This window comes from Flavobacterium sp. FlaQc-52, assembly GCF_044007495.1.
GTDB lineage: Bacteria > Bacteroidota > Bacteroidia > Flavobacteriales > Flavobacteriaceae > Flavobacterium > Flavobacterium cupriresistens.
This window is the reverse complement of the sequence record NZ_JBIPCV010000004.1, coordinates 231,701-246,335: the sequence shown is the minus strand read 5'-3', so window position 1 is coordinate 246,335 and position 14,635 is coordinate 231,701. Positions and strand designations below refer to the sequence as shown.

Below are 14,635 nucleotides of genomic sequence, written 5' to 3'. Positions count from 1 at the left end.
TAATGTCCAACCAAAGTGTTTCTACCTTAATAAATCCACAAAATGGCAATCTGGCCTTCAAACTACTTTCGTTTGATGACAACAGCCATTTTGACCATATTCAACGCAATAATTATTTTTCTTTAATTTGGATTACAAAAGGAAAAGGCACCATAAAGGCTGATTTTGCAGAGCATCATTTCAACGCGGATTCGCTGCTCGCTTTTTCACCCTATCAACCTTTCATGATTGGCACAAAAGAAGACATTCAAGGAATTGCGATTCATTTTCATCCGGACTTTTACTGCATTCTTAAACATCAGAAAGAAGTTTCGTGCAATGGCGTTTTGTTCAATAATGTATATCAACCTCCTTTTACTGCCGTTACCGATCAGGCAAAAGCCACCTTTCAAATGGTCATTGACCAAATAAAAACGGAGCTTCAAAATACCGCAATCGCACAATATGAATTGCTTATTTCTTATTTGAAAATTTTCCTGATTACTGCCACTCGCTTGAAAACAGATCAATCAGAAGAACCAAAGCCACTCCCCGATTCCAAGGAACCTTTTATACTTCAAAACCTTAAAGACGCAATCGAAGATAATTTCAAAACCAAACATTCCGCCGGACATTATGCCGAGTTACTGAATATTTCACCTAAGGCTTTGGCTAAATTATCTAAAAACTATTTCAACAAAACACTTACAGACCTCATTGCCGAAAGAATAATCATTGAAGCAAAAAGAGAATTGTACATGACCAACAAAACGGTAAAAGAAATTGCCTACGAACTGGGTTATGATGACGAACATTATTTCAGTCGCTTTTTCAAAACCAATGCGGATGTCTCGCCTCAACTGTATCGCGAAACAATAGGATTTGGGAGAATGGTTTAATTTTTATTCTTAGCCTCAATCCACTTTGACATGTATTTGGTACTTTTTAAGGTATGATGTTGCAACAGACTTCCCATAAAATTATGCAGACGATGGTTTTCTGAATCCATCATTAAGGCGCTAATTATGTCCACTAATACCGAAGAAAATGCACTTTTTTGGTAACAGTGGTTTAGAATTGCAACTCCGTTTTTTTGAGATTGCTTCCACAACTTTTCATTCTGATATAAGGCAATGGCTTGTTTTGCAAAAAATTCCATATCATTTGTAATACATCCGTTCCAAGGTAAATCAGCATGCATAGCCTCTGCCCCGATTTCTGATGTTACACTGGGTGTTCCGCATTGCATGGCTTCCAACAACTTTCCTTTTAAACCTGCTCCAAAACGAATTGGAGCCAAAACTACTTTGGCTTTTTTGACAATTTCAGTTGCATCGGCAGCTCTTCCCATAATAAGAAAACCATCTCTTGACTGATGTAATTGCAATGCTTTCTGTGACGGATAAGCACCATAAACCTTCAAAATTGCTTCCGGAAATTGTTTTCTGATTAAAGGCCAGATGGCTTCTTTTAAATATTGAACAGTATTCCAATTGGGTTCATGAAGAAAATTTCCAATAAAAACAAAATTTTCACGGTCTTCAAATAAAGGCAGCTCCAAAAAGTCCTCTTCTTTCATTTCATCAACCAAAAAAGGCAGGTAAAACAAGAGTCTCGAATCAATTTTAAAGATGTCATTGAGGATCTTCATTTCAAATTGTGAAATAATTAATGACAAATCACATCTCAAAATACTGGCGATTTCGCGCTTTGCCACTTCCTCAGAAAACAAATCAAACGGCCCGAAAGTTCTATTTTCTCTAAAGGCTTTTTGCCTGGCCGTTCTCAAACTATGTAAATCTTCGGTATCTAATATTCGAATCGCTTTGGGGCAATTTTCAGAAACGCGCCATCCGAACTGCTCTTCGATCATAAAACGATCAAATAAAACGACATCAGGATTTAATTCCTTTATAAAAACATCAAAACTCGAATTATTCAATTCAATGGCTTTTTTCTCCACTCCAAAAGCGGTCAGATCGACCATGAAATCACTGTCTAAAGCAGGGCTTGCAAAGGTAATTTCAAATCCATTTTCTTTAAAAATAGAAATCAATTGCATCATTCTGCCGCCTGCTGCTGAGGAATTTGGTTCAGGCCATACGAAACCAATAATTAAAAGTTTTTTTATTTTATTCATTTTAGTTCTTTGAAGCTACAAAATAATGCTTTTTTGAGCGTAATTACGCAATAATTACTCATTTTCGGTTATAAAAAGACTAATTTTGCAGGAAACAATTCTCTTGTAAATTATGTTGGGATTAAAATTAGCCACGGACCCTCGCTGGGTAAATATAGTCGAATCAAATATCGAAGAAATTCTGACGGATCATGCCTGGTGCGAGCAGAAAGCGGCTTCAAATGCCATTAGCTTAGTTACTTATAACTCTGAATTAGAGGAATTAGTAACCGAAATGCTGGTGATTGCCAGAGAAGAGCTGGAGCATTTGCAAATGGTTCATGACTTAATCAAAAAAAGAGGTTTGACTTTGGGACGCGAAAGAAAAGATCATTACGTGAATGAACTTTTCAAATTTATGAAGAAAGACGGAAGCCGAAAAGACGCACTTTGTGACCGCTTGCTGTTTTCTGCCATGATTGAGGCCAGAAGCTGTGAACGATTTAAAGTTTTATCAGAAAACATTCAAGATCCGGAATTAGCCAAATTCTATCGCGATCTGATGATTTCTGAAGCTGGACATTATACTACTTTTTTAGGTTTTGCCAGAAAATATACTGATAATATAGATATCGATAAACGCTGGAAAGAATGGATTGAATTCGAAGGTTCTATCATTACAAATTATGGAAAAAAAGAAACTGTACACGGATAGTCTACAGTTTCTTTTTCTTTAAATAGTCGCCATTTATAATACCACACCGTCTAACTCTTTTGTTATGTCAAAAAGCAAATTAAAATCCGTCTTACTAAAAATCGCAAAATACACCGGAATAACTTTCGTTGTTATTTTAGGGTTGTTATTTTTAACTCCTATTGTTTTTGCAGATCAGATTAAAGATCAAATCAAGAAAACCGCCAATGAAAAATTAAGTGCAGAGCTTAATTATTCGGATGTTTCGATTTCGTTTTTTCATCATTTCCCTTCCTTAACTTTAACTTTAAACGATTTAAAGCTTAATGGTTCGGCACCTTACAAAAACGAAAAATTCATCACGGCAAAAGAGGTTTCTTTTGGAATCAATGTCGCAAGTTTGATTTTTAGCAAATCGGTAAAAATTGACCAGATCTATTTGTCCGACTCTTTTATTAATGTAAAAGTAAATGAGAAAGGGGAAGCCAACTACAACATATACAAATCGTCACCGAAGGCTTCAAACCCAAAGGACAGTTCTGAAACAGCCTTAAAATTAGAACATATTGAGATTCAAAACAGCAAGATTGTTTACGATGATAAATCCACTAAGATTCATTTTGACGCTCTGGGCTTTGATTATCTTGGGAAAGGTGATTTGAATAAAGCGGTATTTGATTTGTATTCTAAAGCAAAAATTGAAAAGCTGAATATTGTTTATGAAAACGAACCGTATTTAATGAATAAAAAGATAAATGCAGACCTGATTACCAAGGTAAATGTGAACTCATTGTCTTTTTATTTCCAACAAAACGATCTAAAAATCAATGATCTTTTGGTTGATTTTAAAGGAAAATTTGATTTCCTGAAAGACGGTTACAACATGGATTTTGTTATTAAATCAAACAATAGCGATCTGCACGATGTATTTACTGCCTTCCCTCCAAAATACATTACCTGGCTTTCTAAAACAGACATAAAAGGAAACACCAATTTACTTTTAACGCTAAAAGGAGATTATATTGCCTCACAACACGTCGCTCCTGATTTGAATTTAGATTTAAAAATAGACAGCGGTTTGGTGAATTATAACAAAAGTGCTTTCCCGATTTCAAACTTAAACTTGCAACTAAAAACGACCGTTCCTTCTTTAAATCCGGATCTTCTGATTGTTGATGCTCAAAATTTATCTTTAAATATCAATCAGGATTATCTGAAGTCAAAATTTTATATAAAAGGTATCAATACACCGGATATAAAAGGTGACTTTAAAGCCAAAATTGACCTCGAAAAACTAACTAAAGCGCTCGGAATACCTGATTTAACACTAAAAGGAACTTTAGCAGGTGACGTAAAAACAAACGGTAAATTTGATCAGAAAAACAGAATTTTCCCTGTAACTAATGGCTTTATCAATCTGGATAACGGGTATTTGAAAACCAAATATTACCCCAATCCGATCACTAATATTATTGTTAAATCGAAAATAGAAAACAACAAAGGAACTTTTGATGACTTAAAAGTAAGCCTAAAACCAACGCAGTTTACTTTTGAAGGAAAACCTGTTTTTGTCGAGGCCGAACTAAGTAATTTTGATGATCTAACGTATGACATCAAAGCGAAAGGAGAACTTGATATCAGCAAAATATACAATGTTTTTTCTCAGAAAGGACTTGATTTAGACGGTTCTGTAAAAGCAGATTTAGCCCTAAAAGGAAAACAAAGCGATGCTGAGAGAGGAAATTACAGCAAACTGCACAACAAAGGAACTCTTGAACTTAGAAATATTGCGATTACGTCTGAGTATCTTCCGCAACGCTTCATTATTAAAGAGGGTATTTTTAAAATCAATCAGGATAAAATGTCCTTTAATAACTTTCTGGCTGCATACGGCCAATCTGATTTTAGGATGAATGGGTATTTGCAAAACGTTTTTAACTACGCAACGACCACTACAGGAATTTTAAAAGGATCGTTTAAAGTTACTTCCCGATACATTAATGTGGATGAATTCATGTCGAATACAGCTGCAAATTCAACAGTAACACCAACGGAAGACCCAAATAAAGCACCTCAAACACAAGCTGCACAAACAGGAGTAATTATTATACCTACTAATTTGAATCTGCAATTACTAGCAAATGCACAAAAAGTATATTTTGACAAATTAAATCTACTGAATGCAACAGGTAATCTAAAAATGAACAAGGGCAAACTAAGCATGCAAAACACCGGTTTCAACTTAATCGGCTGTAATGTTACCATGAATGCAAATTATCAAGCGATTACACCGAAAAAAGCAAATTTTGATTACGCTATCAAAGCAACTGATTTTGATATTAAAAGAGCTTATAACGAAATTGACGTTTTCAGAAAAATGGCCAGTGCGGCAGAGAAAGCGCAAGGAATTGTTTCTTTAGACTATCAATTAAAAGGAAGATTAAACAGCAGCATGAGCCCTGTATACCCTTCTCTTGTTGGTGGTGGAACACTTTCTGTAAAAGATGTAAAAATAAGAGGCTTAAAAATGTTTACTGCCGTAAGTAAAGAAACAAGTTCTGAAGCTATCAAGAATCCCGATGTTTCCAAAGTAGACATCAAAACCACCATCAAGAATAATATTATGACGGTAGAACGTTTTAAATTTAAATTTGCAGGCTTCAGACCCCGAATTGAAGGAACAACAAGCCTGGACGGAAAACTAAACCTAAAAATGCGTTTAGGTCTTCCTCCGCTAGGTATCTTCGGAATTCCGTTGACCGTAACCGGAACTCAGGATAATCCAAAAATAAAACTGGGAAGAAAATCTGATGATCTGGAAGAAACTAAAGATTCTGAATAACATGAAGTAAAATTCCAAATTTTTGAAATTCCAAATTCCAATACTGGAATGAAAGTATTTGAAAACCTGTTCTTAAATGAGCAGGTTTTTTTGTTTAAATTGTAATGTATAAATTTCGAATAACAAATTATACGGAGACTTTTTATTATCAATTGCATTTGTAACTAATATGGAAGGAGACGCACTGCTGTGCGTCTCTACGGAAGATTCTTGTTCACTTTTATTTTCCTTTTCACGCCATTTGCGTCAATTTCGACGAAGGAGAAATCGCATCCAATATTCGACAACAATGCATCCTTAACTTGTGTGATTTCTTGTACCTATAAATAATAAATTCGCTCTTTTCAGAACGGATTTTGTAATATGGAGTTAGACGCACTGCTGTGCGTCTCTACGGAAGTTTCTTGCGTGATTCTCGTTCTTCTTTTTTTGCGTTATTTATGTCATTTCGAAGAACGAGAAATCGCACAAGCTAAGGGCGCATCGTTGTCGAATATTGGGTGTGATTTCTCGTTCCTCGAAATGACACAAATTCGCATCAAAACCTGAAACTTGAAACTTGAAACCTAAAACTTAAAACTCGAAACCTAAAATCCCAACCCTCCCAAAAACAAAAAACCCGCTCTTTTCAGAACGGGTTTTGTAATAAGTAGTCTAATGAATTATGCTTCGAATGGAAGGATAGATACATAAGATTTGTTATCTCTTTTCTTTTGGAACTTTACAACTCCAGCTACTCTTGCGTGTAGGGTGTGATCTTTACTGATGTAAACGTTTTCACCTGGATTATGTTTTGAACCTCTTTGTCTAACGATGATGTTCCCAGCAATAGCAGCTTGTCCACCAAAAATCTTAACGCCTAGACGTTTTGATTCTGATTCTCTACCATTCTTCGAACTACCGACACCTTTCTTGTGAGCCATGACGTATGAGTTTAAATATTGTTATTATTCTTTAGTAGCTTCTTTTTTTGCTTTTGGAGCTGCTTTTTTAGCTTTTGGAGCTTCTACTTCTTCAGTAGCTGCATCTTCTGCTACAACCGCTTTTTTAGCTGCTGCTTTTTTAGTTCCTCCAGCTGCAGTAATACCTTCAATTACAATTTGAGTAAGATATTGTCTGTGACCATTTCTCTTTTTGTATCCTTTTCTTCTTTTCTTTTTGAAAACGATAACTTTGTCTCCTTTTAAGTGTTGTAACACTTTAGCTTCTACTGAAGCACCTTCTATAGCTGGGGCGCCTAAAGTTACGTTTCCATTATCGTCTAATAAAAGAACTTTGTCAAAAGAAACTTTTGAACCTTCTTCATTAGTCAAACGGTGAACATAAACCTTTAAGTCTTTGCTTACTTTGAATTGTTGCCCTGCTATCTCTACGATTGCATACATACCAAATTGATTTATTGATTTTTAAGGTTGCAAATATACAATTAATAATTTAGTATGCAATCCCTTATTTCAAAAATATTTTCAATGATAGAAGAGCTGTCTTTCAGGGGTTTTTACTCTAATAAATGTCATTTTATAAGTTAATTATTACTAAAATCATAATTATTGCAATCTGGTAATTAAAAAAAAGTTATTTTTGATGTAACTAAATCTTAGCTGCCTACACTATTAGGTATATAAAATTATTAATCTTTATGAAAAATGCAATAATGATGTTAAGCGCGGCACTAATGCTTGGCGGAGTAGCTCATGCTCAAAAAGTAGCTTTTGAAGAATACAACTTAGACAACGGCATGCATGTCATTCTGCATAACGATCCTTCGGCTCCTGTTGTCATTACTTCTGTAATGTACCATGTCGGCTCTAAGGACGAGCGTCCGGATCGAACGGGTTTCGCCCATTTCTTTGAACATTTATTATTTGAAGGAACTCAAAATATAAAACGTGGCGAATGGATGAAAATCGTCACTGCCAATGGCGGTGTAAACAACGCCAACACTTCTGATGACCGAACGTATTACTACGAGGTTTTCCCATCAAACAACTTAGAACTTGGCTTATGGCTGGAATCGGAGCGCTTAATGCATCCTATTATTAATAAAATAGGAGTTGACACGCAAAACGAGGTAGTCAAAGAGGAAAAAAGAATGCGTTACGACAATCAGCCTTACGGAAATATCCTTCCTGAGGTAAAGAAAAACATATTCAAAAATCACCCGTATCGCTGGACTACTATTGGCTCTATGAAAGATCTTGATGCTGCTACTTTAGAAGAATTTCAAGCTTTCAATAAAAAATTCTATACCCCAAACAATGCTGTTCTGGTTGTTGCCGGAGATTTCGACAAAGCAAAAACCAAAGAGTGGATTCAGAAATATTTTGGACCAATTCCAAAAGGAGAAGACGTAAAAAAACAAACTTTTACCGAGGCCCCTATTACTGAGACTATAAAAGCAACCTATGAAGATCCCAACATTCAGATTCCGATGGTGGTGGCAGCTTACAGAACCCCTTCGATGAAAACAAGAGATGCCAGAGTTCTGGATCTAATCTCTTCTTATCTGAGCGACGGAAAAAGTTCCAAATTGTATAAAAAAATTGTTGACGATAAAAAAATGGCGCTTCAAATTGGCGCTGTAGGATTCAGCCAGGAAGATTACGGAACCTATATTTTGTACGGCTTACCAATGGGAATCTACAAAACGACAGACCTTTTAAAAGAAATCGATGAAGAAATCGTAAAAATCCAAACCGATTTGATCTCTGAAAAAGATTATGAAAAATTACAAAACAAATTCGATAACAATTTTGTCAACGCAAATGCAAGCGTTGAAGGAATTGCAGAAAATTTGGCTTCTTACTATTTACTTTATGGAGATGTCAATCTGATCAATACCGAAATCGACCTCTATCACTCTATCACCAGAGAAGAAATCAGAGAGGTTGCCAAAAAGTATTTAAACCCTAACCAGCGTTTAATTTTAGATTATGTTCCTTCAACAAAAGTTCAAAACTAAGAATCGAATCATGAAAAAAATACATACCGTTTTAATCCTTTTATTCCTCAGCGGAATTATGCAAGCACAAGATCGTCCACAACCGAAACCAGGAAACTCTCCTGTCGTCAATATCAAAAAACCACAAACCTTTGTTTTGGCAAACGGAATGAAAGTTTTGGTAGTTGAAAACCATAAGCTACCCCGAGTAAGCTTCAACCTAAGCCTGGACAACGCTCCTTTCATCGAAGGAAACAAAAAAGGCGTAGATGAACTTACCAGCAGCCTGATTGGAAACGGAACTAAAAAAACAGCTAAAGAAGCTTTTAACGAAGAGATCGACTTTTACGGAGCGCAGATCAATTTCAACTCACAGGGAGCCTATGCCAGTTCACTTTCAAAATACTCCGGACGTATTTTAGAGCTTTTAGCTGAAGGTGCGTTACAACCCAATTTCACACAAACCGAATTTGACAAGGAAAAAGCAAAATTATCTGAAGGCCTTAAAGCCGACGAAAAAAGCGTTCCCGCAATTGCAAATCGTGTTGTTGATGTTTTGGCTTTTGGAAAAAACCACCCTGCAGGAGAGTACGTTTCTGAAGAAACCTTAAAAAATGTTACTCTTGCCGATGTGCAGGCAAACTACGCTACTTATTTTGTTCCCGAAAATGCCTATTTAGTTATAATTGGCGATGTAAAATTCAAAGAAACAAAAGCGGCGGTTGAAAAACTTTTTGGCGGATGGAAAAAACAAACTGCTCCAAAAAACACATATCCGGATCCCGAAAATGTTTCTAAACTTCAAATTGATTTTGTAGATGTGCCAAATGCAGTTCAATCTGAAATCTCATTAGTTAATACGCTGAATTTAAAAATGAGCGACCCTGATTTCTTCTCTGCTGTAATAGCAAATCAGATTCTGGGCGGTGATTTTAACAGTTACCTTAACATGAACTTACGTGAGCAACACGCCTGGACCTACGGAGCAAGTTCAAATATTGGAAGCGGAAAATACATTACCAAATTCAGAGCTTCATCTGCCGTACGAAATGCCGTTACCGATAGTGCAGTTGTTGAATTTGTAAAAGAAATAAAAAGAATCCGAACTGAAAAAGTGGCTGATGATGTTTTAAAAAATGTAAAAGCGGGTTATATCGGAAGATTTGTAATGCAGGTTGAAAAACCACAAACAGTCGCACGTTATGCACTAAACATTGAAACAGAAAAACTTCCTGCAGATTTCTACGAAAAATACATTCAAACGATTAACAATGTTACTCCTGATGATATTTATCGTGTAGCCAACAAATATTTCTTACTGGATCATATGCGTATTGTAATTGCCGGAAAAGGCGCTGAAGTGCTTCCTGGTCTTGAAAAACTTCAGATCCCTATTTACTATTTTGACAAGTACGGAAATCCAATTGACAAACCTGTTTCTAAAAAAGAAGCTCCAGCCGGAGTTACTGCACAAACGGTTTTTCAAAACTACATTAAAGCAATTGGTGGCGAAAAAACGGTTTCTACAGCTAAAACACTTTTCATGACCGGGACTACTACAATTCCGCAAGCCCCATCTCCCTTGAGTTTTACTTCGAAATTAGATTCACAAGGAAAAATGATGGTTTCGCTAAACCTTGGTAGCATGCCTTTAATGAAACAAGTTGTAAATGCAAATGGTGCTTACGTAGAACAACAAGGACAACGCAAAAACTTAGAAGGCGATGATTTAGCCGAAATGAAAGCAAGCGCTACTCCATTTGAAGAATTACGCCTAAGCAAAAGAACCGATCTAAAAGTGGATGGAATTGAATCTATAAACGGACAGGAATCTTACACTATAAAAGACGGCAAAACTGTTTATTACTATGATGTAAAATCGGGTTTAAAAGTAGCTAAACTTAAAGTAAAAGAACAAAGTGGTCAATCTACCACACAAACCACTTACTTTAATGACTACAAAGAGGTAAAGGGCATAAAAGTCCCTTTCAATATCATTCAAAATGCAGGTTTTGAACTGGATATTAAAATGTCTGATATCAAAATCAACGAAGGCGTTTCTGAAGCGGATTTCAAATAACTCTCAAAAAAAAAGAAAGACTGTCAATATTGATAGTCTTTCTTTTTTAAGTTGCAAAGGTTCTGAGGTTCTGAGATTCTGAGATTTTTTTTTAGCACTTAAAATCTTCGATTTTTCTTGCTCTATATTTCACATCTTGCATTCCTTATTCTGCATTTCACATTTTACACTTCACAAAAAAAACCTTTTCACTTGCGAAATTATTTTTTTGCCGAGAGATAGACTCCAATCAGTATGATAAACGCTCCAAAAAACTGGATTGGTGTCAGCATTTCATTATCTAATAATCCCCAGAAGAAAGCTACTATCGGAATCAGATAAGTTACTGAAGTTGCAAATACAGGCGATGACATTTGGATCAATTTAAAAAAAACAACATTTGCAATTCCCGTTCCCAAAACTCCTAAAATCAACACAAATAAAATAGAATGTTGTGATACTTCAAGACTTATTCTTTGTGTAAAATCGGTTGTGCTTAGAATGATTAATGCCGGCACGAGCAAAACAGCAAAATTCCCCGTTGTAATACTTAACGAATTCAAATCAGACAAATATCTCTTGATTAAATTTACATTTATAGCATAACAAATCGTTGCAATGACCACCAAAACTACATAATAATAATCTTGTCCGGAATGCGTCATAGCATCGCTTAAAACCAGCAGCAAACAACCCACAAAGCCTACAAAAACTCCCAGAATTTGCCTTTTTTGAAATTGGATTCCAAAGGCAATCGCACCAAGAATTAAGGTATTTAATGGCGTAAGTGAATTCATAATAGCAACAATCGAACTGTCAACACGGGTTTCTGCAATCGCAAAAAAGAAAGCCGGAATAAAAGTCCCAAAAACAGATGTCAGTGCAATAAATTTCCATTGACGACGCGAAATTTTCTTTAAACTGGAAAATCCGATAATCAGCAAAAATACAGCTGCAAAAATAATTCGGAGGGAACCCACCTGAATTGCTGTCAAACCAATTAAGCCAATTTTGATTAAAATAAAAGAACTTCCCCAGATAAGAGAAAGTAACAGCAAATAAAACCACTTCAATCGTTTTGCATCCATAAATCTTGTTTTTATTACAAATTTGTACTATTTTTATGAATTGACCTTCGCTTTTTTATTAATTTTGCAAAGAATATCAATAATAAACTTAAAACATATATAGGATGAAATTTACACAAATCATAGCCACTTTAGCACTAACAGGTTTAGTATTCGTTGGATGCAAAAAAACAGAAACCGAAACCTTAACGACAGCAACAACTGAGACAAAAGAAGCACCTAAAAAACAAGTTGCCATTGCCGCTGAGAATGTACAAACAGCAAGTTTCACTATCGACGGAATGACTTGTGCTGTTGGATGTGCAAAAACCATCGAAGAAGAATTGTCGAACCTGGAAGGCGTTGAGAAAGCAGCTGTAGATTTTGACAAAAAAACAGCTACCGTAACCTTTGACAAAACAATCCAAAACCCGGAAAACCTAACCAAAGTAGTTCAGGCAACCGGAGACGGAAAAACCTACAAGGTTTCAAACGTAAAATCATAATCACAAAGATTTCAAATAAAAAAAGCATCCAAAGGATGCTTTTTTTATAAAATCTAAAATCTAAAATCTTTATTTCCACTTCAATGTTTCCATTAATTCGCGCATGTCGTTTTTAATATAACTGGCTGCCGGCATTATAGAATCAAAATTAGGTTTTGCGTAAAAATAAACCGATCCTGTAATAAAATGCTTCGTGCTGTCTGTTACATAAAACTGTGAGTTTGTGGCCGCATTTCCATCCACCTGATAAAACATACCGTACACCTTTTTTTCGGGATTCAAATAAGGTTGCTCTAAAATATCATCTGCCTTAATTACGTGTTCATAAGTAAGCTTTTGCGCATCTTTTAGCAATTTATCGATATTGTTATTTACCGGTTTATACGTCAGATAGATTGTTGCTTTCATCTTAGGATAGGTAATAGCAAACCCGCAATTTTTCTCTCCTTTAATAATTGCACCTTCATTCATTTCAAAAGTAAATGGGCAATTATTTTCAAATTTCACATATTTCGCTTCCGGGTAATCTAAACGTAAATAACTTGACGGCTTAGGTAATGTTTCATTTTTACAACTTAACATTGTAAAAACCAGCAAAATTATAATTGTTGAAAATATCTTTTTAAGCATTTTAATCTAATGTTACTTTTATTTGTTTTACACGTTTTTTATCTACTGTTTCGATAGTGAAGACACAGTTTTCAAACGCAATTTTCTGATCCTTTTTAGGGAAATTACCCAGAATTTCCAAAATAAAACCGGCCAGCGTTTCTGCTTCTCCTTTACGAGATTCAAAAGCATCCTCGTTTACTTCTACAATTCTGTAAAAATCTTTCATATTAATCTTTCCTTCAAAGAGAAAATTCTTTTCGTCAATTTGCGAAAAATTCAAATTCTCGTCATCGAATTCATCACTAATATCACCCACAATTTCTTCGATAACATCTTCTAAAGAAACCAATCCGGAGGTTCCTCCATATTCATCGACCACAATTGCCAAATGGCTTTTAAGGCTTTGAAAATCTTTTAGCAAGTTGTCCAGCTTTTTATTTTCAGGAACAAAAAAGGGTTCTCTAATTAAAGACACCCAATCAAATTCTTTTTTATCAAGGTGAGGTAATAAATCCTTAACAAACAAAACACCCTCGATCTGATCAATATTATCTCTGTAAACCGGAATTCTCGAAAATCCTTTTTCTACTATTCTCGAATAAATAGCTTCAAATGATTCTGAAATTTCTAAAGCAAAAATATCAATTCTCGGACTCATTACCTGCTTGGTATCCGTGTTACCAAAAGAGACAATTCCTTCTAATATTTTTTGCTCCTCACTTGATGTTCCTTCAGAATCTGTAAGTTCTAAAGCTTGTGACAATTGATTTACGGAGAAATTATTTTTCTGCTTCCCTAATTTATTTTGCAAATATAGGGTAACACTGCGCATAGGCAAACTTATTGGAGAAAGTAATTTATCTAAAACGACTACGGGATAAGCCACCCATTTCGCAAATTTTATATTGTTACGACTGGCATACACTTTTGGCAAAACTTCACCAAACAATAAAATAAAGAAAGTAACCAGAATTACCTCCAGAATAAATTTTAAAACCGGTGAATCTACATCGGCAAAAATGTTCTTCCCTACAAAGGAGAACAGAATCACAACTCCAATATTCAAAAAGTTATTGGCTACCAGTAATGTTGCTAAAAGTTTTTTGGGGCGGTCTAAAAGAGTGGAAATAATTTTTCCTTTTGGTGAATTTTCCTGTAATGCCTCGTCAATATCCTTTTGCGACAATGAAAAAAGTGCGACTTCTGCACCTGAAACAATTGCCGACAAAAACAGCAAAATAAATATTCCGACAAATCCAATTATTAAATTGACGTCTAAATTTGCATTAAAAAGTAAACTGGGCTCCGGGTCCAAACTGAAAAAAATTAGTTAAACAATCAAAAAGGCAGGTCATTTACAGGCAAGCCTTCGTTAGTCGCGTCAAAGTTAGCATTTTTTGCGGATTCTGACTCGGAATTCGGTTTATGTCCTGTAGTTTCTTTTTTGGTTGTCAGGAAAGTAAACTCCGTCACCTGAATTTCGGTCGTATACTTTGTTGTACCGTCTTCCGCTTGCCACTGGCGTGACTTGATGCGTCCTTCGATATATATTTTATCTCCTTTAGAAAGGTATTTTTCGCAAATCTCAGCTGCCTTATTGCGCACAACCAGATTGTGCCATTCTGTCGAAGTTATTTTTTCGTTCGTAGTTTTATTAATGTAAACTTCGTTTGTTGCCAACTGAAAACGTCCGATGCAGTTTCCTCCATCAAAATAATGCATCTTTACATCATCGCCCAAATGGCCAATGAGCATCACTTTATTTAATGTTCCGTTCATGGTTTAATTGTGGTATTTATCCCAAAGATACATTATT

Annotated in this window: 13 protein-coding genes; 6 read left to right on the top strand and 7 right to left on the bottom strand. The window is 35.4% G+C overall.

All coding sequences use genetic code 11. From position 1 onward, the window contains the following. Positions 1–2 precede the first annotated feature (2 nt). Entirely contained in the window at positions 3–878 is an 876-nt protein-coding gene (locus ACHRV5_RS09750; protein WP_395426606.1) for a helix-turn-helix domain-containing protein, read from the top strand. Here ACHRV5_RS09750 and ACHRV5_RS09745 read toward each other — a convergent pair. After that, positions 875–2,119, bottom strand: coding sequence for a glycosyltransferase family 4 protein (locus ACHRV5_RS09745; protein ID WP_395426605.1), 1,245 nt, complete (start codon positions 2,117–2,119; stop codon positions 875–877). The two genes, ACHRV5_RS09750 and ACHRV5_RS09745, sit on opposite strands and share 4 nt — an antisense overlap. A gap of 112 nt (positions 2,120–2,231) precedes the next feature. Here ACHRV5_RS09745 and ACHRV5_RS09740 point away from each other — a divergent pair, with 112 nt between their 5' ends. Both ACHRV5_RS09740 and ACHRV5_RS09735 read left to right on the top strand, forming a co-directional pair. Next, on the top strand, positions 2,232–2,813 hold the full coding sequence (locus ACHRV5_RS09740; protein ID WP_047772945.1) for a tRNA-(ms[2]io[6]A)-hydroxylase: 582 nt from the start codon (positions 2,232–2,234) through the stop codon (positions 2,811–2,813). A 64-nt stretch (positions 2,814–2,877) separates the two neighbouring features. Further along, positions 2,878–5,634, top strand: a complete 2,757-nt coding sequence (locus ACHRV5_RS09735) for an AsmA-like C-terminal region-containing protein (RefSeq protein ID WP_395426604.1) — start codon at positions 2,878–2,880, stop codon at positions 5,632–5,634. A gap of 662 nt (positions 5,635–6,296) precedes the next feature. On the opposite strand, the gene rpmA is transcribed toward ACHRV5_RS09735, so the two are convergent. Together rpmA and rplU are read right to left on the bottom strand one after the other, a co-directional pair. After that, entirely contained in the window at positions 6,297–6,557 is a 261-nt protein-coding gene (gene rpmA, locus ACHRV5_RS09730) for a 50S ribosomal protein L27 (RefSeq protein ID WP_035685981.1), read from the bottom strand. A gap of 24 nt (positions 6,558–6,581) precedes the next feature. Then, entirely contained in the window at positions 6,582–7,019 is a 438-nt protein-coding gene (gene rplU, locus ACHRV5_RS09725) for a 50S ribosomal protein L21 (RefSeq protein ID WP_047772939.1), read from the bottom strand. 254 nt (positions 7,020–7,273) lie between these two features. On the opposite strand from rplU, the gene ACHRV5_RS09720 reads away from it, so the two are divergent. Next, on the top strand, positions 7,274–8,596 hold the full coding sequence (locus ACHRV5_RS09720) for a pitrilysin family protein (protein WP_047772937.1): 1,323 nt from the start codon (positions 7,274–7,276) through the stop codon (positions 8,594–8,596). Between the two features lie 10 nt (positions 8,597–8,606). Further along, on the top strand, positions 8,607–10,655 hold the full coding sequence (locus ACHRV5_RS09715; protein WP_395426603.1) for an insulinase family protein: 2,049 nt from the start codon (positions 8,607–8,609) through the stop codon (positions 10,653–10,655). Between the two features lie 200 nt (positions 10,656–10,855). Here the strand turns inward: ACHRV5_RS09715 and ACHRV5_RS09710 are convergent, their stop codons facing one another. Continuing rightward, positions 10,856–11,722: a DMT family transporter gene (locus tag ACHRV5_RS09710; protein WP_395426602.1), complete on the bottom strand. Its 867-nt coding sequence runs from the start codon at positions 11,720–11,722 to the stop codon at positions 10,856–10,858. 104 nt (positions 11,723–11,826) lie between these two features. On the opposite strand from ACHRV5_RS09710, the gene ACHRV5_RS09705 reads away from it, so the two are divergent. Beyond that, a complete protein-coding gene (locus ACHRV5_RS09705) occupies positions 11,827–12,207 on the top strand; it encodes a heavy-metal-associated domain-containing protein (protein WP_047772933.1) in 381 nt (126 codons plus the stop codon). Positions 12,208–12,276: 69 nt separating this feature from the next. Here the strand turns inward: ACHRV5_RS09705 and gldD are convergent, their stop codons facing one another. From gldD to ACHRV5_RS09690, 3 genes are read right to left on the bottom strand one after another with little or no spacing between them, the layout of a single operon-like run. Further along, complete coding sequence (gldD, locus tag ACHRV5_RS09700; protein ID WP_395426601.1) at positions 12,277–12,837, bottom strand: gliding motility lipoprotein GldD; 561 nt, start codon at positions 12,835–12,837, stop codon at positions 12,277–12,279. Between the two features lies 1 nt (position 12,838). Next, entirely contained in the window at positions 12,839–14,134 is a 1,296-nt protein-coding gene (locus ACHRV5_RS09695) for a gliding motility-associated protein GldE (protein ID WP_047772929.1), read from the bottom strand. A gap of 23 nt (positions 14,135–14,157) precedes the next feature. Next, positions 14,158–14,598, bottom strand: coding sequence for a single-stranded DNA-binding protein (locus ACHRV5_RS09690; RefSeq protein WP_047772927.1), 441 nt, complete (start codon positions 14,596–14,598; stop codon positions 14,158–14,160). Between the last annotated feature and the right edge of the window lie 37 nt (positions 14,599–14,635).